The organism is Pseudomonas sp. N40(2020) (assembly GCF_014472415.1).
GTDB lineage: Bacteria > Pseudomonadota > Gammaproteobacteria > Pseudomonadales > Pseudomonadaceae > Aquipseudomonas.
On the sequence record NZ_JACSZV010000001.1, the window covers coordinates 119,652 to 141,389 of the forward strand.

Sequence of the window (21,738 nt, forward strand, 5' to 3'; positions counted from 1 at the left end):
TTCAGTCCCGGTGAATACGCTGCTTGAAGGTACGCGCGATAGCTTGCACGCCTGGCTTGTATTCCGACTGTTCGACGGCGGCCAGTGCCAGTTCCAGCGCCTTGTCGGCGATCAACTGGTGCTGCTGGGCCATGGCGTTGACCGGCAGCGGCAGGAAGTCGAGCAACTGCGTGTCGCCGAACGTGCCGAGGCGCAGTGGACGGGATTTGAGCGGGAAGTCATGCAACGCGTCGAACACGCCCTGCAACAGCACGTAGGAAGTCGTCACCAGCGCGTCCGGCAAATGGCCGAGGCGTTGCAGGAGTTCTTCCATCAATTGCTTGCCACATTCGCGGCTGAAAGATTCGGCATGCTCGACCAGCACTTCGCCTTTGAAATCGACGAGGGCCTGTTTGAAGCCGGCGGCACGTTCCTGGCTGATACTCAGCTCAGGGCGGGCGCCAAGCAGAACGATCTGCTTCAACTGAGGATCGAGCAGGCTTTGGGTCAGGTGCAGGCTGGCCTCGCGGTCGTCGCTGATCACCGAGCAGAAATGCTCGGGTTCCATGACCCGGTCGATGGCGATGATCGGCAGGCCCTTGGCCTGCAACTGGCGGTAACTGTCATCCCCGGCCGGCAGGCAACTGGCGACGATCAGCGCATCGCAACGGCGCGCCTTGAACAGTTGCAGCAGTTGGCGTTCGCTGTCCGGCGCATCGTCGGAGCTGGCAATCAGCAACTGATAACCACGCGCCCGCGCACCTTGTTCCAGCAGTTTGGCGATCCGCGCGTAACTGGGGTTTTCCAGATCCGGCAGGATAAAGCCCAGCGTGCGGGTATGCCGACTGCGTAACCCGGCCGCTTGTGGATTGGGCGTGAAGCCGTGTTGCTCAACCACCGCACGCACCCGCTCGACGGTGGCGGTGCTGATGCGTTGCTGTGCGGCCTTGCCATTGATGACGTAGCTGGCGGTGGTCACGGACACTCCGGCCAACCGCGCGATATCACTGAGTTTCAACCCGGTATTTCCTTGTTTTTTCGAGCGTACGGCGAGATTTTCGCCAATCCTACCCGATTCGGGCAGACGACCATTGCCTGCGCGCATCCGACAAGTTGGACTTCAACGATGAGACATTATCGAGTAACGTGCCGATCAATCTAGATTAAACGTTTCAGCAAGCGTATTTTCTACGTTTTAGACGCTTTTGGCCGGTTCTGCCGTGAAACCGCCAAAACTGCCCCTGAAAAGGAAGCTGACAAGCGCCTAAGCTGCAACCATCCAAAACAATACCTGGCGCCTTCAAGTGCCAAAAAGGAGATCGCATGCTCGAGCTCACTATAGAGCAGATATCCATGGGCCAATCGGCTGTGGATAAACCCGCTGCTCTGCAATTGCTGGCCAATCATCTGGTCGCCGATGGACTGGTCGCCGACGGATACCTCGCCGGATTGCAGGCCCGCGAAGCCCAGGGCTCGACCTTTCTCGGTCAAGGTATTGCCATTCCCCACGGTACGCCCGAAACCCGCGATCAGGTGTTCGCCACAGGTGTGCGCCTGATGCAGTTTCCCGAGGGCGTGGATTGGGGCGACGGCCAGATCGTTTATCTGGCCATCGGTATCGCCGCCAAATCCGACGAACACCTGCGCCTGTTGCAACTGCTGACCCGTGCCCTCGGCGAGACCGATCTGGGCCAGGCCCTGCGTCGCGCCAGTTCCCCTGAAGCGCTGCTGAAACTGCTGCAAGGCGCGCCGCAGGAATTGGCGCTGGACGCACAGATGATCGGCCTCGGTGTCGCTGCCGACGATTTCGAAGAGTTGGTCTGGCGGGGGGCGCGTCTGCTGCGTCAGGCTGATTGTGTGAGCAACGGTTTTGCCGGTGTGTTGCAGCAAGTCGAAGCGCTGCCGCTGGGCGATGGTTTGTGGTGGCTGCACAGCGAACAAACCGTGAAGCGTCCGGGGCTGGCCTTCGTCACCCCGGACAAACCAATACGCTACCTCGGTCAGCCGCTGAGCGGTCTGTTCTGCCTGGCCAGCCTCGGCGAAGCCCATCAGGCGCTGCTTGAACGCCTCTGCGCATTGTTGATCGAAGGTCGCGGCCATGAACTGGGCCGCGCCACCAGCAGCCGCAAAGTCCTTGAAGTGCTCGGCGGCGAGTTGCCTGCCGACTGGCCGAGCGCACGCATCGCGCTGGCCAACGCCCATGGTTTGCACGCGCGTCCGGCGAAAATCCTGGCGCAACTGGCGAAGAGTTTTGACGGCGAGATTCGTGTACGCATCGTCGACAGTCAGGACAGCGCCGTGTCGGTGAAGAGCCTGAGCAAACTGCTCAGCCTCGGCGCCCGTCGTGGTCAGGTGCTGGAGCTGATCGCCGAGCCAAGCATCGCTGCCGATGCGTTACCGGCATTGCTTGCGGCCATCGAAGAAGGTCTCGGCGAAGAGGTCGAGCCGCTGCCAGCCGTAAGTCAGCAGCGCGAAGTCATCGCCGATATCGCCGAAGTCGTCATCGCCCCGGCGTCCGGCACTCAGTTGCAAGCGATTCCCGCTGCACCGGGCATCGCCATTGGCCCTGCGCACATTCAAGTGCAGCAAGCCATCGAATACCCACTGCGTGGCGAATCCGCCGGCATCGAACGCGAGCGTCTCAAGCAAGCGCTGAGCGATGTGCGCAGCGACATTCAAGGCTTGATCGAGCGCAGCAAAGCCAAAGCCATTCGCGAGATTTTCATCACCCATCAGGAAATGCTCGACGACCCGGAACTGACCGACGAAGTCGACACGCGCCTCAAGCAAGGCGAAAGCGCTGAAGCGGCGTGGATGGCAGTGATTGAAGCCGCAGCCAAACAGCAGGAATCGCTGCAGGACGCCTTGCTCGCCGAACGTGCGGCGGATCTGCGTGATATCGGCCGCCGGGTGCTGGCGCAACTGTGTGGCGTGCAGACGCCGAACGAGCCAGAGCAGCCGTACATTCTGGTGATGGACGAAGTCGGCCCGTCCGACGTGGCGCGGCTCGATCCGGCGCGAGTGGCAGGGATTCTAACTGCTCGCGGCGGCGCCACCGCGCACAGCGCCATCGTCGCCCGTGCCTTGGGCATTCCGGCGCTGGTCGGTGCAGGTGCAGCGGTGTTACTGCTGGCGCCGGGCACGCCGTTGCTGCTCGACGGCCAACGCGGTCGCCTGCATGTCGACGCCGATGCGGCGACCCTGCAACGCGCCACCGAAGAACGCGACACCCGTGAGCAACGCCTCAAAGCAGCCGCCGAACAACGCCATCAACCGGCGCACACCACCGACGGTCACGCCGTGGAAGTGTTCGCCAACATCGGCGAAAGCGCCGGTGTGATCAGTGCGGTGGAGCAGGGCGCCGAAGGCATCGGTCTGCTGCGCACCGAACTGATTTTCATGGCCCACCCGCAGGCGCCGGACGAGGCGACTCAGGAAGCCGAATACCGCCGCGTCCTCGACGGCCTCGCTGGTCGACCGCTGGTGGTGCGCACGCTGGATGTCGGCGGCGACAAACCGCTGCCCTATTGGCCGATTGCCAAGGAAGAAAACCCGTTCCTCGGCGTGCGCGGCATTCGCCTGACCTTGCAGCGTCCGCAGATCATGGAAGCGCAATTGCGTGCCTTGCTGCGTTCGGCGGATAACCGCCCATTGCGGATCATGTTCCCGATGGTCGGCAGTGTCGAAGAGTGGCGTCAGGCCCGCGACATGACCGAACGTCTGCGTCTGGAAATCCCCGTCGCCGATCTGCAACTGGGGATCATGATCGAAGTGCCGTCCGCCGCGTTGCTCGCGCCGGTGCTGGCCAAGGAAGTCGACTTCTTCAGCGTCGGCACCAACGACCTGACTCAATACACTCTGGCCATCGACCGTGGTCACCCGACGCTGTCGACCCAGGCTGACGGCTTGCACCCGGCGGTGCTGCAACTGATCGACATCACTGTGCGTGCGGCCCATGCCCATGGCAAATGGGTCGGCGTGTGCGGTGAGCTGGCAGCCGATCCGTTGGCAGTACCTGTGCTGGTCGGTCTCGGTGTCGATGAGTTGAGCGTGTCCGGCCGCAGCATTGCCGAAGTGAAAGCACGCATCCGCGAAATCAGCCTGACCCAGGCGCAAACCCTTGCTCAACAAGCCCTCATCGTGGGCAGCGCCAATGAAGTGCGTGCATTAGTGGAGGCCCTGTAATGGCCAAGATTCTCACCCTGACCCTCAACCCGGCGCTGGACCTCACGGTCGAGCTGCCGGTACTGGCTGCCGGTCAGGTCAACCGCAGCGATGAGATGCACACCCATGCTGCCGGTAAAGGCGTGAACGTCGCGCAGGTGCTGGCCGACCTCGGCCATCAACTGACAGTCAGCGGCTTTCTCGGCGAAGACAATCTGCAAGCGTTCGAGACCCTGTTCGCCAAGCGCGGCTTTGTCGATGCGTTTGTCCGTGTGCCGGGCGAAACGCGCAGCAACATCAAAGTCGCCGAGCGCGATGGCCGTATCACCGACATCAACGGCCCGGGGCCGGTGGTCGATGCAGCGGCGCAGCAGGCATTGCTTGATCGTCTGGTGCAGATTGCGCCGGGGCACGACGCGGTCGTGGTCGCCGGCAGTCTGCCGCGCGGCGTGACTGCACAGTGGTTGCGCGAACTGATCGAACGGCTCAATTCCCTCGGCCTGAAAGTCGCCCTCGATTCCAGCGGTGAAGCATTGCGCGAAGCGCTCAAGGCCAGTCCGTGGCTGATCAAACCGAATACGGAAGAGTTGGCCGATGCGCTTGGTTGCGAAGTGGTTTCCCACGCCGCCGAGGCGCACGCAGCGGCGCAGTTGCACGGGCAAGGCATCGAACACGTGGTGATCTCCCACGGCGCCGACGGCGTGAACTGGTTCAGCGTCGGCTCGGCGCTGCATGCCTCGCCGCCAAAGGTCAGCGTCGCCAGCACCGTGGGTGCCGGTGATTCGCTATTGGCCGGCATGCTCCACGGTTTGCTCAGTGCCGACACGCCGGAGCAAACCTTGCGCACGGCCACGGCGATTGCCGCAATGGCGGTGACCCAGATCGGTTTTGGCATCAACGACGCCGCGCAACTGGCGCAGCTCGAACAGGGCGTGCGCGTGCGCCCCCTGACAGAACAATAAGAGGGTTTGTCATGAAGTTAGCCATTGTTACGGCTTGCCCGAACGGCATGGTCACCAGTGTGCTGTGCGCCCGTTTGCTCGATGCGGCGGCCCAGCGTCAGGGTTGGAGCACCAGCGTCGAAGTGGTCGACGCGGCGCACCCGGAACGTGAATTGTCGGCAGCGACCATCGAAGCGGCGGAGTGGGTGTTGCTGGTCGCCACCGGTAACGTCGACATGACGCGTTTTGTCGGCAAACGGGTCTTTCAGATTGCCCCGGCGCAAGCCCTTCAGGACGTCGAAGCGGTGCTGCGTCGTGGTGCCGAAGAAGCCGAAATTTATGTCGCCAGCGCAGCCGCCCCGGCTGCCGTTGAGCAGCGTACGCCGCGCATCGTCGCCATCACCGCGTGCCCGACCGGCGTCGCACACACCTTCATGGCGGCCGAAGCGTTGCAGCAAACGGCCAAGCGTCTGGGCTATGAATTGCAGGTCGAAACTCAGGGCTCGGTCGGCGCGAAAACTCCGCTGAGCGCGACAGCGATTGCCGAGGCTGACGTGGTGCTGCTGGCGGCGGATATCGACGTCGCCACCGAGCGATTCGCCGGCAAGAAAATCTACCGCTGCGGCACCGGCATTGCGTTGAAGCAATCCGAAGCCACCCTGAAAAAAGCCCTCGCCGAAGGCCAGCAGGAAAGCGCCGCCAGCGACGGCAAGGCACCGGCCAAGTCGGAGAAAACTGGCGTCTACAAACACCTGTTGACCGGCGTGTCGTACATGCTGCCGATGGTGGTGGCGGGTGGTTTGATGATCGCGTTGTCGTTTGTCTTTGGCATCACCGCGTTCAAAGAGGAAGGCACACTGGCGGCGGCACTGATGCAGATCGGCGGCGAGACCGCGTTCAAGCTGATGGTGCCGCTGCTGGCCGGTTACATCGCCTACTCGATTGCCGACCGTCCAGGCCTGGCGCCGGGGATGATTGGCGGCCTGTTGGCGAGCACCTTGGGCGCCGGGTTTATCGGCGGGATCGTCGCCGGGTTTATCGCCGGTTATGCGGCCAAGGCGATCAGTCGTTATGTCGCGTTGCCGCAAAGTCTTGAGGCACTGAAACCGATTCTGATCATCCCGTTGTTCGCCAGTCTGTTCACCGGCCTGGTGATGATCTACGTGGTCGGCAAACCGGTGGCGGGCATGCTCGCGGCGCTCACTCAATTTCTCGACAGCATGGGCACCACCAACGCGATTCTGCTTGGGATCGTGCTCGGCGGCATGATGTGCGTCGACCTCGGCGGGCCGATCAACAAAGCCGCGTATGCGTTCTCGGTGGGGCTGCTGGCCTCGCAGAGTTACGCGCCGATGGCCGCGACCATGGCGGCCGGGATGGTGCCGCCGATTGGTCTGGGCATCGCCACGTTCATCGCCCGGCGCAAGTTCGCCCAGACCGAACGCGAGGCCGGCAAGGCTGCCTTCGTACTGGGGCTGTGCTTTATCTCCGAAGGGGCGATTCCGTTTGCCGCGAAAGATCCATTGCGGGTTATCCCGGCGAGCATCGCTGGCGGTGCGCTGACCGGTGCGTTGTCGATGTACTTCGGCTGCAAACTGATGGCGCCGCACGGTGGCTTGTTCGTCATGCTGATCCCGAATGCGATCAATCATGCGTTGCTGTATTTGCTGGCGATTGTCGCGGGGAGTTTGTTGACGGCGGTGGTTTACGCGACGGTCAAACGGCCTGAAGCCGTGGAGCTGGCAATGGAACCCGCCAAGGCCTGAAACCACAAAAACTGTGGGAGCGAGCTTGCTCGCGAATGCAATCTGTCAGTCACATGGATGTTGACTGGCACACCGCTTTCGCGAGCAGGCTCGCTCCCACAGGAGGATGTGTTGTCATGCCGGATTCATCATCGCGTGCTTTAGTTTTCCTTTTTTCAGGGAGAACAGCATGAGCGATTTCAATGTGGGTCGCCGGCGTGTCATGCAAGTCGTCGGCGCCGGGCTGCTGATGCCGAGCCTGGCGCCGGCGGTGATTGCGTCGGTCAAGGATCGTCCGCAACTCACCGATGGCGTGCAGTCCGGCGACCTGCAAGGCGACCGCGCGATGATCTGGAGTCGCAGCGATCGTCCGGCGCGGATGGTGGTCGAGTGGGATACCCGCAGCCAGTTTCGCAACCCGCGCCGCGTCGTCTCGGCGCTGGCCGATGCCCACAGCGATTTCACCGCCCGGGTTGAGCTCACCGGGCTGCCCGCCGATCAGGCGATTTTCTATCGCGTGTACTTCAAGGACGCCCGCACTGGTGTGGCCAGCGAACCGTGGCTCGGCCACTTGCGCAGCGCCCCGACGGCGCGGCGCAATATTCGCTTCGTCTGGAGCGGCGACACCGTCGGCCAGGGCTTCGGCATCAACCCGGACATCGGCGGCATGCGTATCTACGAAGCGATGCGCCTGCGCCTGCCGGACTTCTTTATCCACAGCGGCGACACCATCTACGCCGACGGCCCGGTGCCGGCCCAACTGACCACCGAAAACGGTCGGGTGTGGCGCAACATCACCACCGAAGCCAAGAGCAAAGTCGCCCAGACCCTCGACGACTATCGCGGCAACTACCGCTACAACCTGCTGGACGAAAACATCCGCCGCTTCAACGCCGAAGTGCCGCAGATCTGGCAGTGGGATGACCATGAAGTGGTCAACAACTGGTCACCCGGCAAACAGCTCGACGAGCGTTATCAGGAAAAAGATATCCACACCCTGGTCGGCCGTGCGCGCAAGGCCTGGCTGGAATATTCGCCGATGCGTTTGCAGGCGGCCGACGGTGGCGGGCGGATCTATCGCAAGATCAGTTATGGGCCGATGCTCGATGTGTTTGTGCTGGATATGCGCAGTTATCGAGAAGCCAACGACGACAACCTCGGGGCGGCGAAACCGTTCTTGGGGCGTGAGCAACTGGACTGGCTCAAGCGTGGCTTGAAGAAATCGAAAGCCCAATGGAAGGTGATTGCCGCCGACATGCCGATTGGTCTTGGCGTGCCTGATGGCGAGGTAAGTCCGGGCGTGGCGCGCTGGGAAGCGGTGGCCAACGGCGACCCGGGACCAGCGCAGGGACGTGAGTTGGAAATAGCTGAATTGCTCGGTTATCTGCGAGCGCAACAGGTGCGCAATTTTGTCTTCCTGACGGCAGACGTGCATTACTGCGCGGCGCATCACTATCACCCCGACCGTGCGGCGTTTCAGGATTTCGAACCGTTCTGGGAATTTGTCGCGGGGCCGTTGAATGCCGGGAGTTTTGGGCCCAATCCATTGGATAAAACCTTCGGCCCCGAGGTGGTGTTCGAAAAGGCTCCGCCGGCACAGAACACTTCGCCGTTTGCCGGGTTTCAGTTTTTTGGCGAGGTGAATATTGAAGGGCAGAGCGGGGAGATGAGTGTGGTGTTGCGGGATCTGGATGGGGTGGCGGTGTTTGAGAAGAAGTTGCAGCCGGTTTGAGATGGGGGGGAGTCAAAAGCTACCCTCACCCCAGCCCTCTCCCAGAGGGAGAGGGAGCTGACCGCATTGTCTCGAGTCATACGCCGACCTGAAAAACCGAGTCGATTATGAATTCGGTGGAGAGCGTTCAGGTCGGCGTATTTCTGGAGCATATTCCGATCAGTCCCCTCTCCCTTTGGGCGGTCCGACGTTTCGGGAGGGCTAGGGTGAGGGGTTTTTCAGACCCTCCGCAATCCTGATGATCTGCTCCAGCACATCCCCCATCTGCTGCATCACTTCCAGATTACTGAACCGCACAACTTCAATACCCTGACGTTGAAGGAACAGCGTCCGACGCTGGTCGTGAATGACGCCCGCCGTTTCATAGTGCTGACCGCCGTCCAACTCGATGGCCAGTTTCAACTCAACACAATAAAAATCCAGCACATAGGGCGGGCAGGGGAATTGCCTGCGGAACTTGAGATCAGCGATTTGGCGCGAGCGCAACCTTTGCCAGAGCAGGTGTTCACAGTCGGTTTGGTGAGTGCGTAAATGGCGGGCGAATTGAGCGAGTGTGGGGCGGTTTGGCATGCTTCACGTTCCTTGTGAAGTGGCTTGAGATTTCACTGTAGTTCACGACCCTCACCCCAGCCCTCTCCCATGGGGAGAGGGGGCCTACGGAGTTGTTTCAGGTTGTACATCGACCTGAAAGACCGAGTCGATTATGGATTTGGTACAGACGCGGATGGCGATTATGGCTCTGGCGCAGCGCTCTGATATCGATGTTGGATTCGGCACAGAGCTTTCAGGTCGGCGTATTTCTGCAGCATCCCCCAATCAGTCCCCTCTCCCTCGGGGAGAGGGTTAGGGTGAGGGGCTTTTCAGCGATTTCAATAAACGTCGCGGCGGTATCGGCCCTGTTCGGTCAGGCTTTCGACTTCAGCAGCACCAAGAACGTCATGGAGCACTTGATCCACGCCTGATGCCATCCCCTGCAAGCTGCCACAGATATAGATGACAGCACCGTCGGCCAGCCACTGCTTCAACTCATCAGCCGACTCACGCAACCGATCCTGCACATAAATCTTCTCGGCCTGATCCCGCGAAAACGCAAGATCCAGCCGCTCCAGATCACCATTGATCAACCACTCTTCCAGCTCCGCACGGCACAGGTAATCGTATTCACGATTACGTTCGCCAAACAATAACCACTGACGCTGTTGACCGTCGGCAATCCGTGCCTTGAGCAAACTGCGCAACCCGGCAAGGCCGGTGCCGTTACCGATCAGAATCATCGGCACCGGTTCATTCGGCAGGTGGAAACCGCTGTTTCGGCGCACCCGCAAGCTGATGCTGCCACCCACCGGCGCATGCTCGGTCAACCAACCGGAGCCGACGCCGAGGCTGCCGTCGCTGTGTTGTTCCTGACGCACGATCAGCTCCAGCAAACCGTCGGCGGCAATCGAAGCGATCGAGTATTCGCGCATGGCCAGCGGCACCATGGCATCGACCAGCGCCTGCGCATGCAGACCCACCAGATGCGCGCGATGCTCGGGCAGCTGGCGCGAGGCCAATGCCACTTCCAGCGGTTCGTCGAGGCCGTTGATGTTCACCGTGGTCTCGCCCCGAATGCCGAGGCCGTCTAGGAAGTGCTCGATGATCCACGGGCAGTTGCGTGGCAGCACTTCCACCAGATCACCGGCCAGCCAACTGCTGGTATTCGGTGCGCTCAGGCCCAACAGATAAACCGGCGAACCGCTGCTGTCCGGGTTCATCAGTTCACGGCGGACCAGCGTCCAGTTGTCGTAGCTCGGCGCCTGCCAGGTGTCGACCGGTGCTTGCCCGGTGAGTTGGCCCAGTTGGGTTTGCCAGTGACGCAGGGCATACGGATCGCCGCTGTCGACTTCTACCGGGGCAAACAGGGTCTTGCCGCCGTGCTCGCTCAACCATTGGTGCAGACGACGGGCGAACCCGCAGAAGTGTTGATACTGACGATCGCCCAGACCCAGCACCGCGTAGTTCAGGCTGTCGAGTGTCGAGGCTTTGCCCAGCACCTTGCGTTCGAAACCACGGGCGCTGTCCGGCGCTTCGCCGTCGCCGAAGGTACTGACGACAAACAGCGCGTTGGTTGAATCACGCAGATCCTGTTCGCTGACATTGGCCAGCGGCTGCACCTTCACCGGCAACCCGGCGGCCTGCAATTGGCCGGCGGTCTGCCAGGCCAGTTGCTCGGCAAAACCGCTCTGGCTGGCGAAGCCGATCAGCCACGCCGGAGCATCGCCGGCCGGTTGTGCGAGGCCTTTGCGGGCATCTTTGATCTGCTTTTTCTTGCGGCGACGATCCAGATACAACAGCCATCCGGTGATGAAAAACAGCGGCATGCATATGGCGGCGACAGTGATGATGATCCGCCCGATGAGACCGAAATAGCTGCCGACGTGCAGTGCATAAATGCTCGTCAGCAGTTGCGCCTTGAAGCTCTTGTCGGCGTAGCGGTCGACGCGTTTGACGATGCCGGTGGCCGGGTCGAGGGTGATCTGGTTCAGCGCGCGATCATGGGGCGAGCTGTCGAGCAGGTAGAACACCGTCGCCGGTTGGCCAGCCACGGGCGGCATGCGGATGTTGTAGGCGGACAGGCCTGGGCCGGCGGCGCTGTAGATGCTGCTCCACATCGCGGCGTAATCGGCGGTGGGCGCAGGACCTTCTGGCGCAGGCCCGCGACCACCGCGCACGCGTTCGTTTTGCGGGGCGTCGGAAAGCAGTCTGGTCAGGCCCTTGTTGTACCACTCGTACGACCACGACAACCCGGTCAGCGCCAGCAGCAGATACACCAACAGGCACCAGGTGCCGGCTACCGAGTGCAGATCCCAGTTGAAGGCGCGGCCCTTTTTCTTCCAGTCGAGGGTCAGCCACACACGCCAGCTGTTCCACTGGCGCGGCCAGCGCAGGTAAAGGCCCGAGAGGCAGAAGAACAACAGGATCAGGGTGCAGGCGCCGGTGATGTTGCGACCGGTGTCGCCCATGGCGAGGAAACGGTGCAACTGCAGCATCAGGCCGAAGAAGTCCTGACCCACGGCATCGCCCATGAACTCGCCGGTGTACGGGTCGAAGTAGCACATTTCACCGCGACGTTCGCCTTTGGGCGGGGTGAAGTACACCCGCGCGGCGTTGCCACTGTCGGTCTCGACCCACAGCATCGAGACTTTTTTGCCCGAGGTGGCTTCGATGCGTTCCACCAGTTCAACGGGGGGCAGCACGCCGGAAACTTGTTTTTCCACCTGCAACACCGACGGGTTCAGCGCCCGCAGGATCTCGTCCTGAAACGAATAGGCGGCGCCGGTAATGCCCATCAGGGCCAGCACCAGGCCGGCAGTGATGCCAAAAAACCAGTGCAACTGGAACAGGGTTTTCTTCAACACGTCACTCGCCGTCCGTTTGGAAATTGTCATCACGGCGCACATTATGCCGTGGGTTATCGAGAGCTTCTTTGATTACGCACAAAAGCCCCGTTCAATCTAATGAACAGGGCTTTGTTGTTTGTAGGAGCTGCGGCACGCTGCGATCTTTTGTTCTTGGATTTCCCAGAGTCAAAAGCAGGATCAAAAGATCGCAGCGTACCGCAGCTCCTACAGGTTCCTTAGAAGTGGAAGTTGGTGCTCAACAGTGCCGTACGACCCGCCGCCTGGTTGGCGAAGTGGGTCGAGAAGGCTTTGTCGTAATAGGTTTCGTTGGTCAGGTTTTGCACGTTGAGTTGCAGGTCGACGTTCTTGGTCAGCTTGTAGGCCGCCATTGCGTCGTAGCGAACATAGGAGTCGACCATGGTGGTGTTGGCCACGTTGCCGAACACGTCGTCGACATAGAACGCACCGCCACCGATGGTCAGCTTCGGCGTGACTTGGTAAGTGGTCCACAGGCTGGCGCTGTTTTTCGGTGTGTTAGGCAGTTGATTGCCGTCGGTGGCGCGGTTCAAAGCGCCGCCATCAACTTGCTCGCTGTCCATGTAGGCGTAACCGGCGAACACTTGCCATTTGTCGGTGATCTTGCCGCTGGCCGACAGTTCGATACCTTGCACGCGGGTTTTGCCGGCGTTTTCGTAGGAAGTGGTATCGACTTGCACACGCGCGTTTTCTTTCTCGGTGCGGAAGATGTCGGCGGTCAACGACAGGCGATCGTTGAGCAGATCCCACTTGGTACCGATTTCGTAGTTCTTGGTGGTTTCCGGCTCCATGTCGCTGCTCAGCAGGTTGCCGCTGCGATCCGGGGTGCCACCCAGTGGGTTGCCTTCCTGACCTTCGCCGAGGGTGTTGCCCGGCGGTGTGGCGGAGGTGGCGTAAGAAGCATAGATGCTGCCGTTTTCCGCCGGCTTGTAGACCACGCCGAACTGACCGGTAACGAACTCGCTGGTGTCATCGCCCTTGGAGGTGGTGGCGCCAGCAGCGGTGTAGGTCTTGTACTCGGTGTCGAAGTGGTCGTAGCGCAGACCCATGTTCACCAGCCACTGCTCGGACAATTCCAGGGTGTCGAACACATACAGCGCGTAGGTGTTGGCCTTGGTGTCGGTGCCGGCGTAGTTGCGCGAGATCGCGCCGTTCCACGGATCGTTCGGGTTCGGGTTCGACAGCGAGGTGCAGTTGTAGCCACTCGACGAGCCGATCATCGAAGGGGTGCAATTGGTGGACGCGGCAGTGGTGCGCGGCGTGGTGTCGGTGTTGACGTTATACGAGGACTTCTGGCTTTCCTCGCGGGTGTATTCCACGCCGGTGGAGAAGCTGTTCTTGAAGCCGGCGACGTAGAAGTTGCCGAACAGGTCAGTCTGGTTGGTGGTGGTCTCGGTGTTGCTCACGCGAGTGTTCGCGCGACGCCAGACGCTGCCGTTATTGACGTTACCCTTGCTGTCGTCCGGCTGGGTCAGGATGTAGTCCTGCATGCTGGTGCCGTGGCGCAGGGTGTTCTTGATCGTCAGCGAGTCGCTCAGGTCATGCTCGATGGCGAAGGTCGCGGTGTCGGTGCGGCCCTTGCGGAAATCGCGATCCAGACCGTAGAAGTTGCTGTCATCACCGCCGGCGTAGGGCTTGTCCGGATTGGACTTGGTTCGCGGATTCGACAGCGTGTAAGGCACGCCCGAATCCGGGGTGTCGTTGCTTTCGAGATGGTAATAGTCGAGGTTGACGCGGGTGTCGGTGCCCAGGCCGAAGGCCAGCGATGGCGCGATACCCCAGCGGTCGTAGTCGACCTTGTCGCGACCGGCGACGTTGCTCTCGTGGCTCATCAGGTTCAGACGGCCGGCAGCGGTGTCGCTGAACTGATAGTTGCCGTCGAGGGTGTAGCGCTGGGTCTGGTCGGAGCCCCAGGTGAAGCCACCGTCGAACGAGTTGCCCAGGTGCGCTTTCTTGCTCACCAGGTTGATGCTGCCGCCGGCCGCACCGCGACCGCCGATGGCGGAATTCGGGCCCTTGCTGACTTCAATGTTTTCTACCGCGAAGATTTCGCGGCTTTGCGAACCGGTGTCGCGCACGCCGTCCAGGTAAGTGTCGCCCTGGGCGTCGAAGCCACGGATGAACGGACGGTCGCCCTGCGGGTTGCCGCCTTCACCGGCACCGAAGGTGATGCCCGGCACGGTACGCAGCGCGTCCTGCATGTTCAGGGCGCCGGTATCCTTGAGGACTTGTTGTGGAATCACAGTCACCGAGCGCGGCGTGTCGACCAGCGGTGCGGTGTACTTGGGCGAGGAGGCTTTCTCGACCTGATAGGAAGTCGCGTCCTGGGCTTCGCCGGTGATCGACGTGGCGTCCAGGGCGATGGCATTGCCGGCAGCTTTGCTGTCGGTCTTTTCGGCGGCGAACACCATGTGGCCGGCGGAGCCAGCGGTGATTGCCACGCCGATTGCAGAGGCGAGCAAGCGTGGTGAACTGACCGGTAATTGTGCGTGTTGACGTGCCATTTTTATTCCCCTCCCCAAGGATTTGAGGTCGCGGAATATAGGGTAAACAGTTATTCGTATCAATTGCGAAACATTGTTATTCGCACTGAATTTACATTCTTTACAATTTGGCCTTACGGTTTTTACTGATTCATTCGTCTCGCGGGTTTTACTTGGCCAATAAGAATCAATACCATTGGCGCCCCTTTACCATCAGGTACGTTTGCCATGCTGCTGCACATTCCCGGCCTGTTCGCGAAAGAAGAAGTGCAGCGTATCCGCCAGGCGCTGGAAGAAGCGGATTGGGCCGATGGCAAGATCACCGCCGGTTTCCAGTCGGCCAAGGCCAAGCACAATCTGCAACTGCCTGAAGGCCATCCGCTGGCCAAGGAAATCGGCGCGGCAATGCTTGAACGGCTGTGGCAAACCCCGCTGTTCATGTCTGCCGCGCTGCCACACAAAGTGTTCCCGCCGTTACTCAACTGCTACACGGCGGGCGGCAGTTTCGATTTCCACATCGACAACGCCGTGCGCCAGCCCAAGGGCAGCATCGAGCGGGTGCGTACCGATCTGTCGGCAACACTGTTCTTCAGCGAACCTGAGGATTACGACGGCGGCGAACTGGAAATCCAGGACACCTTCGGCACCCAACGGGTGAAACTGCCCGCCGGTGACATGGTGCTGTACCCCGGCACCAGCCTGCACAAGGTCAATGCAGTCACTCGCGGCGCGCGGTATGCGTCGTTCTTCTGGACGCAAAGTCTGGTGCGCGAAGACAGTCAGCGCGCGTTGCTGTTCGAGATGGACGGGGCGATCCAGCAGCTCACCCAGGACATGCCTGATCACCCGTCGCTGATCCGCCTCACCGGCACCTACCACAACCTGCTGCGTCGCTGGGTCGAGGTATGAGTTTTCATCTGCGCCGCGAAGAAGTGCTCAACGTTGAGCAGCTCAGCGCCATGCTCGAAGAGAGCCCGGCCCGTGCGGCACAGGCGATTTTGCTGGCGGCGGGCGAGGGTGTCCTAGAGGCACAGGCGTTGCTCGGGCAGATCCTGCTCGATGGCCGAGGCATTGCGCAGGACCAAGCGCTGGCGCTGCGCTGGTTCGGCATCGCTGCGGGGCGAGGGCATCTGATGGCGCGCAATATGCTCGGCCGTTGCCACGAGCATGGCTGGGGTTGTGCAGTGGATGCCGCGGTTGCGGCGCAACATTATCGAATGGCCGCCGAGGCAGGGCTGGACTGGGCGATGTATAACCTGGCCAACTTGCTGGCGACCGGACGAGGCGTGGCTGCGGATCATGTTCAGGCGTTAGAGCTTTATCAGCATGCCGCCGAATCGGGCCATGCGAAATCGATGAACTTGCTCGGGCGATATCTGGAAGAAGGGCAGGTGTGCCCAGCGAATCCGGCAGCGGCGCGTGAGTGGTATCGACGTTCGGCTGAGGGCGGAGATTTTCGTGGGCAGTTCAGTTACGCGGCGGTGTTGGCGGATGAGGGCAATGTCGATGAAGCCATTCTCTGGCTTGAGAAGGCCTTGGCCGGTGGCAACCTGAATTTCCTGCGAGTAGCGAGTCAGACGCTGGCGAGCGCAACGGATCCCAGAATCCAGGCCATGGCCAACCAATATTCTCAACGCTACGCGCAATCCTTGTAGGGGATCGGCGGATACGAAAAAGCCCATGACACGTCATGGGCTTTTTGCATTTCGGTGTGTGTGCGTTACACGTAGAACGATTTCAGCGGCGGAAAGCCATTGAACTCAACTGCGCTGTAACTGGTGGTGTAAGCACCGGTCGACAACCAGTACAGACGATCACCAATGGCCAGGTTCAGCGGCAGGCCGTACTTGTAGTTCTCGTACATGATGTCGGCGCTGTCGCAGGTCGGGCCGGCGATGACGACTTCTTCCATCTCGCCTTTTTTCTCGGTCCAGATCGGGAACTTGATCGCCTCGTCCATGGTTTCGATCAGGCCGGAGAACTTGCCCACATCGGTGTACACCCAACGCTCGACGGCGGTGCGAGATTTTCGTGCAACCAGCACCACTTCGCTGACCAGAATACCGGCGTTGGCGATCAGCGAACGGCCCGGCTCCAGAATGATTTCCGGCAGGTCATCACCGAAGTCTTCTTTCAGGAAGCGAATGATTTCTTCCGCGTAGGTTTCCAGGCTGTTGGTGCGGGTGATGTAGTTGGCCGGGAAGCCACCGCCCATGTTGATCAGCTTCAGGTGAATGCCGTCTTCTTCTTTCAGACGTTCGAAGATCACTTTGACCTTGGCGATCGCTGCGTCCCAAACACTGATGTCGCGTTGTTGCGAGCCAACGTGGAACGAGATGCCGTAAGGCACCAGGCCCAGGTCGCGAGCGAGGATCAGCAGATCCATGGCCATGTCGGTCTGGCAACCGAATTTGCGCGACAGGGGCCAGTCGGCCGTGGTCGAGCCTTCGGTAAGGATACGTACATAAACTTTCGAGCCCGGCGCAGCCTTGGCGATGTTGCGCAGGTCGGCTTCGGAGTCGGTGGAGAACAGACGCACGCCCTTCTCATAGAAGTAGCGGATGTCCTTGGATTTCTTGATGGTGTTGCCGTAGCTGATACGGTCGGCGCTGACGCCGCGATCCATCACTTTGTCCAGCTCGTAGATCGAGGCGATGTCGAAGCTCGAACCTTTCTCTTTGAGCAGGTCGATGATCTCGACGGCCGGGTTGGCCTTGACCGCGTAGTAGACCTTGGCGAATTCGAAACCGGCGCGCAGGTCATCGTAGGCCTGGCTGATCATCGCGGTGTCGATCACCACGAACGGGGTTTCCTGTTTGTCGGCGAACGCCTTCATTTTGTCAAAAGTGGCGCGCGCGAAATAATCTTCGACGTTGATCGACATGCTGGGAGACTCCTAAGGGCAAACTGAATTGATCAATGGGTGCAAATGAACGTCCTCCGTATCCCCACTTTGGTTCGCCTACTTCCCAAGGCATGTCGCCGAAAGCAAAAAGGCCATGGGAAATGCAGCTTCTTTCCCTTGGCCTTGCTGTCTCGTCGTCAGTACTTGAGCCGGATGGATCGTTTCCAGCATGGACGTTCGGCGCGAACTTTAGGGCGTGAGGGGCGTGAGATCAACTAAAAATGTCGCGTTTTTGCACGCTTCTGACGTGCGTAACCGATATCACTCTTTGTAGCCGACCGAGATGACGGTCAGATGTTCCCCGGAAATTTCCGAGTGTTAAACATACCTGCACGTTCGCGGATTATGTCGGCTAAGTCGTGGGTAAGTGTGATTGACGCAACATCGGCGACGTTGGCGGCGAGAGAGGGGTGTGAGGGGGATTTTGGTCGTCTAAGGCGCTATGTCTGAGCGGCTGTCCGACAGCCAGGTGTTGAGATTCTTTTCCGCTTTGTGAGTGAAGAAAAAATAACGCAAATCCTGTGGGAGCGAGCCTGCTCGCGAAGGCATTTTTACAGTCGACATCATCGCCGACTGATACTCCGCTTTCGCGAGCAGGCTCGCTCCCACTGGTTGTGTATTTTTTACGCGACTACCGCTTCAGCTGGCGAGACGATACTGGTCTTCATCCCGCGCGAACGCCCCGAGCTCAGATATGCCGCAATTGACTCCTGCGTTACCTCGCCCAGGAACACTCGCTCGGCATCCATCACCGGCAGCCACGCACGGTTGAACTCGTACATGCGCGACAGCAGGATGCGCAGGTGTTCGTCGTACGCCGCCGTGGCGTTGAACTCACGCAGGTACTGCGCGCAGGTGCCGGTCTGGCGGTGCAGGTCGCGACGACGCACGTAACCCAGTGCCTTGTTCTCGGCGCAAGTGACGACGACATAACGACGGTCATGCTCGTCTATCAACTCCAGCGCATCGGCCACCGGGGTTTCCGGGCTCACCGACGGCGCGTTGTCCGCCGCGTCTTCAGCCTTGACCAACAGCAAGCGTTTCAGTGTGCTGTCCTGACCGACGAAGCTGCTCACGAAGTCGTCCGCCGGATGCGCGAGCAGGGTGTCCGGGTGGTCGATCTGCAGCAGCTTGCCGGCGCGGAAGATCGCGATCTTGTCGCCCAGTTTGATCGCTTCGTCGATGTCGTGGCTGACCATGATCACGGTCTTGTTCAGCGCGCGCTGCATCTCGAAGAACTCGTTCTGGATCATCTCGCGGTTGATCGGGTCGACCGCGCCGAACGGTTCGTCCATCAGCAACAGCGGTGCATCAGCTGCCAGTGCGCGGATCACGCCGATGCGTTGTTGCTGGCCACCGGACAACTCGCGTGGATAGCGATGCAGATACTGCTTGGGCTCAAGCTTGATCATGCTCATCAGTTCGCGTGCGCGGTCGTGGCACTTCTGTTTGTCCCAGCCTAGCAGTTTCGGCACCACGACGATGTTCTCTTCGATGGTCATGTTGGGGAACAGACCGATCTGCTGGATCACGTAACCGATGTTGCGGCGCAGGGTGACTTCGTCGAGATCGGTGGTGTCTTCGCCGTTGATCAGGATCTTGCCCGAGGTCGGTTTGATCAGGCGGTTGATCATCTTCAGCGTGGTGCTTTTGCCGCAGCCCGATGGCCCGAGGAACACACAGATTTCGCCTTCATTGACGGTCAGGCTCACCGAGTCCACGGCTTTCACATCTTTGCCGTTGCTTTGGAAGGTCTTGCTGAGGTTTTGAAGTTCGATCATTTGAGTAATCCTTTTGGAGTCAGCGAACGTTGCAGCCACTGCAGGAAGAGGTCGGCGAAAATCGCCAGAAGACTGACCAGCAGCGCGCCGACGATAAGCATCGACATGTCGCTGCGGCTGATTGAAGCGAGGATCAACACGCCGAGGCCACCGGCGCCGATGGTCGCGGCGATGGTCATCACGCCGATGTTCATCACCACGGCGGTGCGCACACCAGCGAGGATCACCGGCACTGCGATCGGCAGCTCGACCATGCGCAGGCGCTGGCCGAAGGTCATGCCGATGCCGCGTGCGGCTTCACGAATGCCCGGTTCCACACCCGTGAGGGCGAGGTAGGTGTTGCGCATGATCGGCAGCAGTGAATAAAGGAACACGGCGGTGATCGCCGGCATCGGGCCGAGGCCCTGGCCGAACTTGGAGTAGAACGGCAGCAGCAAACCAAACAGGGCAATCGACGGCACGGTCAGCAGCACCGTGGCGCTGGCCTGCAAGGGGCCGGCGAGTGTCGGGAAGCGCGTCATCAGAATGCCAAGTGGTACACCGACGACGATCGCCAGCGTCACAGCGATGCCGACCAGGGTGATGTGCTGCCAGGTCAGGTGCATCACCTGCTGCCAGTCGAGATGGGAAAAGGCGTTCAAGAATTCCATGACTTCTCCTCTCTTAATTCAGTGGATGCTGGCGCAGGAAATCGGCGGCAACCGACGACGGGCTTTCATGATCGACATCGACCCGCGCATTGAGCTGGCGCATGGTTTCGTCATCGAACAGTTCGGCCAGCGGCTTGAGCTGCTCGGCGAGTTTAGGGTGCGCGTCGAGGTAGGCCTGACGCACTACGGGAGCTGCGGTGTAGTCGGGGAAGTAATGCTTGTCGTCTTCCAGCAGCTTGAGGCCGAAGGCATTCAGGCGACCGTCAGTGGTGTAAACCAGACCGGCAAACACCTGACCGTTACGCAGTGCGGTGTAGACCAGCCCCGCATCCATCTGGCGGATGTTCTTGCGGCTCAGGTTCATGTCGTAGAGCTTGACCATGCCGTCCAGACCGTCGGAACGGTTGGCGAACTCGGTGTCCAGCGCCACCAGGTGATTGGTCTTGACTTCAGCGCGCAGCACTTCGTTCAACTGGCTGATATTGCTGATCTGCGGATATTCCTCGGCGACGTTTTTCGGCAGGGCGAGGGCGTAGGTATTGCTGAATTTCGACGGCGTGAGCCAGACCAGTCCCTTCTTCGCGTCGAGGTCTTTGACCCGGGCATAGGACTGGGCGCTGTCGAGTTTTTCGGTGACATGGTTGTATGCCACCAGGGAGACGCCGGTGTATTCCCAGAGCATGTCCAGTTGCCCGCTTTCGTGGGCGCTGCGGGCAAGGTTGCTGCCCAGACCGCCGGTGACCTGCGCGTCGTAGCCTTTGCTGCGCAGGTATTGCGAGGTGATTTCCGCGAGCAATGTTTGCTCGGTGAACACCCGGGCACCGATGCGGATAACCGGTTTTTCTGCGGCTTGGGCGATGCCTGCGAACAGCAGGGCACTGCTCAGGATCAGGCCTGAGATCAAGCTAAGTCGTTTCATATTCATTCCTTCGCAAGAGCCTTAAGACGGGCGCAAACCGCGTTCCAGCCAGAGACGGCTGGCGAGGGTGACCACGCCATCGAGCAGCAAGGCCAGCAGCGCGGTACACGCGGCGCCGAGCAGCAGTTGCGGCTGATTGTTCAGGGCGATGCCGGGGAAGATCAGGCTGCCAAGGCTGTTGGCGCCGATCAGGAACGCCAGCGGCGCGGTCCCGACGTTGATCGCCAGCGCGACACGCACGCCACCGACGATGATTGGCACGGCGTTGGGCAACTCGACTCGCCACAGCACCTGACGTGGGGTCATGCCGATGCCGACGGCGGCTTCTTTGAGTGAACCCTGAACGTTTTTCAGGCCTTCGTAGGTGTTGCGCACAATCGGCAGCAACGAGGCGAGGAATAAAGCGAAGATCGCCGGACCACTGCCGATGCCCAGAATCCCCAGGGCAATCGCGAGAACGGCCAGCGGCGGCACGGTGTTACCGATATTGAAAATCTGCATGAAGCGTTCAGCACGGCCGACCATGGTCGGGCGACTGAGGAAGATGCCGGCGGGGATGCCCACGACAAGGGCGGCCAGCATTGAAGCGAGGACGAGAATCAGATGAGCTTGCAGGTAAAACAACAAATCGTCGCGGTAGTGTTCGATCGTGTTGATGCCGATCCAGTGGACCAGCAGGGCCAGGAGCGCGATAACCACCGCACCTCCCATCAGCCCTTTGCCATAGCGGATAGCCACAGGCGGACTCCTTTTTTATAGTCGGCGAGCGCAATCCCGTGTGGCATGCCAAACCTTGGCTGCCGGGAAAAACGTTCGCGAGAAGCAGCTCCCTCAGCACCGGCAAAAAGCGGCCTGAAAGCGAGCCATGAGCGCAGCCTCGTCAGGCTAACTTGCTGATTTTTCAGCCCCTGACGAAATGTCGTAACAGGGGATGGACGTCTCCGTGCTTTAAAAGGTTCCCATCCGAGGCAGCATTTGGCCACCCTTAATGTGCTCAACGGTTCGGTTATTGCACTGACTTGG

General features: G+C 60.5%; 15 protein-coding genes. 6 read left to right on the plus strand and 9 right to left on the minus strand.

Going from position 1 to position 21,738, the window contains the following annotated elements; genetic code table 11:
• Nucleotide 1: 1 nt before the first annotated feature.
• On the minus strand, nucleotides 2-997 hold the full coding sequence (cra, locus tag IAI51_RS00685) for a catabolite repressor/activator (protein ID WP_187676730.1): 996 nt from the start codon (nucleotides 995-997) through the stop codon (nucleotides 2-4).
• A 305-nt stretch (nucleotides 998-1,302) separates the two neighbouring features.
• Here cra and ptsP point away from each other — a divergent pair, with 305 nt between their 5' ends.
• The 4 genes from ptsP to IAI51_RS00705 all read left to right on the plus strand — a co-directional run bounded on the left by ptsP (nucleotide 1,303) and on the right by IAI51_RS00705 (nucleotide 8,561).
• Nucleotides 1,303-4,164: a phosphoenolpyruvate--protein phosphotransferase gene (gene ptsP / locus IAI51_RS00690; RefSeq protein ID WP_187676731.1), complete on the plus strand. Its 2,862-nt coding sequence runs from the start codon at nucleotides 1,303-1,305 to the stop codon at nucleotides 4,162-4,164.
• On the plus strand, nucleotides 4,164-5,105 hold the full coding sequence (gene pfkB, locus IAI51_RS00695) for a 1-phosphofructokinase (RefSeq protein WP_187676732.1): 942 nt from the start codon (nucleotides 4,164-4,166) through the stop codon (nucleotides 5,103-5,105). Before ptsP ends, pfkB begins: the two co-directional genes overlap by 1 nt.
• Nucleotides 5,106-5,116: 11 nt before the next feature.
• Nucleotides 5,117-6,850 (plus strand): PTS fructose-like transporter subunit IIB, encoded by a 1,734-nt coding sequence (locus tag IAI51_RS00700; RefSeq protein ID WP_187676733.1) that lies wholly within the window; start codon nucleotides 5,117-5,119, stop codon nucleotides 6,848-6,850.
• Nucleotides 6,851-7,019: 169 nt separating this feature from the next.
• Nucleotides 7,020-8,561 carry an alkaline phosphatase D family protein gene (locus IAI51_RS00705; RefSeq protein WP_187676734.1) on the plus strand — a complete coding sequence of 514 codons (1,542 nt, stop codon included), beginning with the start codon at nucleotides 7,020-7,022 and terminating at the stop codon, nucleotides 8,559-8,561.
• 201 nt (nucleotides 8,562-8,762) lie between these two features.
• Here IAI51_RS00705 and IAI51_RS00710 read toward each other — a convergent pair whose 3' ends face one another.
• From IAI51_RS00710 to IAI51_RS00720, 3 genes are all read right to left on the minus strand, one after another.
• Nucleotides 8,763-9,131: an endonuclease domain-containing protein gene (locus IAI51_RS00710; protein ID WP_187676735.1), complete on the minus strand. Its 369-nt coding sequence runs from the start codon at nucleotides 9,129-9,131 to the stop codon at nucleotides 8,763-8,765.
• 299 nt (nucleotides 9,132-9,430) lie between these two features.
• Nucleotides 9,431-11,959, minus strand: coding sequence for a PepSY domain-containing protein (locus IAI51_RS00715; RefSeq protein ID WP_187676879.1), 2,529 nt, complete (start codon nucleotides 11,957-11,959; stop codon nucleotides 9,431-9,433).
• Between the two features lie 218 nt (nucleotides 11,960-12,177).
• Nucleotides 12,178-14,481 carry a TonB-dependent receptor gene (locus tag IAI51_RS00720; RefSeq protein WP_187676736.1) on the minus strand — a complete coding sequence of 768 codons (2,304 nt, stop codon included), beginning with the start codon at nucleotides 14,479-14,481 and terminating at the stop codon, nucleotides 12,178-12,180.
• Nucleotides 14,482-14,688: 207 nt separating this feature from the next.
• Here IAI51_RS00720 and IAI51_RS00725 point away from each other — a divergent pair, with 207 nt between their 5' ends.
• Both IAI51_RS00725 and IAI51_RS00730 read left to right on the plus strand, forming a co-directional pair.
• A complete protein-coding gene (locus IAI51_RS00725; protein WP_187676737.1) occupies nucleotides 14,689-15,369 on the plus strand; it encodes a Fe2+-dependent dioxygenase in 681 nt (226 codons plus the stop codon).
• Nucleotides 15,366-16,115 carry a tetratricopeptide repeat protein gene (locus tag IAI51_RS00730; protein ID WP_187676738.1) on the plus strand — a complete coding sequence of 250 codons (750 nt, stop codon included), beginning with the start codon at nucleotides 15,366-15,368 and terminating at the stop codon, nucleotides 16,113-16,115. Before IAI51_RS00725 ends, IAI51_RS00730 begins: the two co-directional genes overlap by 4 nt.
• Nucleotides 16,116-16,180: 65 nt before the next feature.
• On the opposite strand, the gene IAI51_RS00735 is transcribed toward IAI51_RS00730, so the two are convergent.
• The 5 genes from IAI51_RS00735 to IAI51_RS00755 form a co-directional block, all read right to left on the minus strand.
• On the minus strand, nucleotides 16,181-17,344 hold the full coding sequence (locus IAI51_RS00735) for a type III PLP-dependent enzyme (RefSeq protein ID WP_010213203.1): 1,164 nt from the start codon (nucleotides 17,342-17,344) through the stop codon (nucleotides 16,181-16,183).
• A gap of 644 nt (nucleotides 17,345-17,988) precedes the next feature.
• The gene (locus IAI51_RS00740; RefSeq protein ID WP_187676739.1) at nucleotides 17,989-19,146 is read right to left on the minus strand and encodes a betaine/proline/choline family ABC transporter ATP-binding protein; all 1,158 of its coding nucleotides are present in this window, start codon (nucleotides 19,144-19,146) and stop codon (nucleotides 17,989-17,991) included.
• Nucleotides 19,143-19,796: an ABC transporter permease gene (locus IAI51_RS00745; RefSeq protein ID WP_007915307.1), complete on the minus strand. Its 654-nt coding sequence runs from the start codon at nucleotides 19,794-19,796 to the stop codon at nucleotides 19,143-19,145. The genes IAI51_RS00740 and IAI51_RS00745 overlap by 4 nt, the downstream gene beginning before the upstream one ends.
• 13 nt (nucleotides 19,797-19,809) lie before the next feature.
• Nucleotides 19,810-20,715 carry a glycine betaine ABC transporter substrate-binding protein gene (locus tag IAI51_RS00750; protein WP_187676740.1) on the minus strand — a complete coding sequence of 302 codons (906 nt, stop codon included), beginning with the start codon at nucleotides 20,713-20,715 and terminating at the stop codon, nucleotides 19,810-19,812.
• A 21-nt stretch (nucleotides 20,716-20,736) separates the two neighbouring features.
• Nucleotides 20,737-21,426, minus strand: coding sequence for an ABC transporter permease (locus tag IAI51_RS00755; RefSeq protein ID WP_178120922.1), 690 nt, complete (start codon nucleotides 21,424-21,426; stop codon nucleotides 20,737-20,739).
• Between the last annotated feature and the right edge of the window lie 312 nt (nucleotides 21,427-21,738).

Coding starts and splice junctions, on each gene's coding strand:
- IAI51_RS00720 (WP_187676736.1), bottom strand. CDS start 14,481: ATGGCACGTCAACACGCACAATTACCGGTCAGTTCACCACGCTTGCTC.
- IAI51_RS00755 (WP_178120922.1), bottom strand. CDS start 21,426: ATGGGAGGTGCGGTGGTTATCGCGCTCCTGGCCCTGCTGGTCCACTGG.
- IAI51_RS00735 (WP_010213203.1), bottom strand. CDS start 17,344: ATGTCGATCAACGTCGAAGATTATTTCGCGCGCGCCACTTTTGACAAA.
- IAI51_RS00705 (WP_187676734.1), top strand. CDS start 7,020: ATGAGCGATTTCAATGTGGGTCGCCGGCGTGTCATGCAAGTCGTCGGC.
- IAI51_RS00710 (WP_187676735.1), bottom strand. CDS start 9,131: ATGCCAAACCGCCCCACACTCGCTCAATTCGCCCGCCATTTACGCACT.
- IAI51_RS00740 (WP_187676739.1), bottom strand. CDS start 19,146: ATGATCGAACTTCAAAACCTCAGCAAGACCTTCCAAAGCAACGGCAAA.
- ptsP (WP_187676731.1), top strand. CDS start 1,303: ATGCTCGAGCTCACTATAGAGCAGATATCCATGGGCCAATCGGCTGTG.
- IAI51_RS00725 (WP_187676737.1), top strand. CDS start 14,689: ATGCTGCTGCACATTCCCGGCCTGTTCGCGAAAGAAGAAGTGCAGCGT.
- pfkB (WP_187676732.1), top strand. CDS start 4,164: ATGGCCAAGATTCTCACCCTGACCCTCAACCCGGCGCTGGACCTCACG.
- IAI51_RS00730 (WP_187676738.1), top strand. CDS start 15,366: ATGAGTTTTCATCTGCGCCGCGAAGAAGTGCTCAACGTTGAGCAGCTC.
- IAI51_RS00700 (WP_187676733.1), top strand. CDS start 5,117: ATGAAGTTAGCCATTGTTACGGCTTGCCCGAACGGCATGGTCACCAGT.
- IAI51_RS00745 (WP_007915307.1), bottom strand. CDS start 19,796: ATGGAATTCTTGAACGCCTTTTCCCATCTCGACTGGCAGCAGGTGATG.
- IAI51_RS00750 (WP_187676740.1), bottom strand. CDS start 20,715: ATGAAACGACTTAGCTTGATCTCAGGCCTGATCCTGAGCAGTGCCCTG.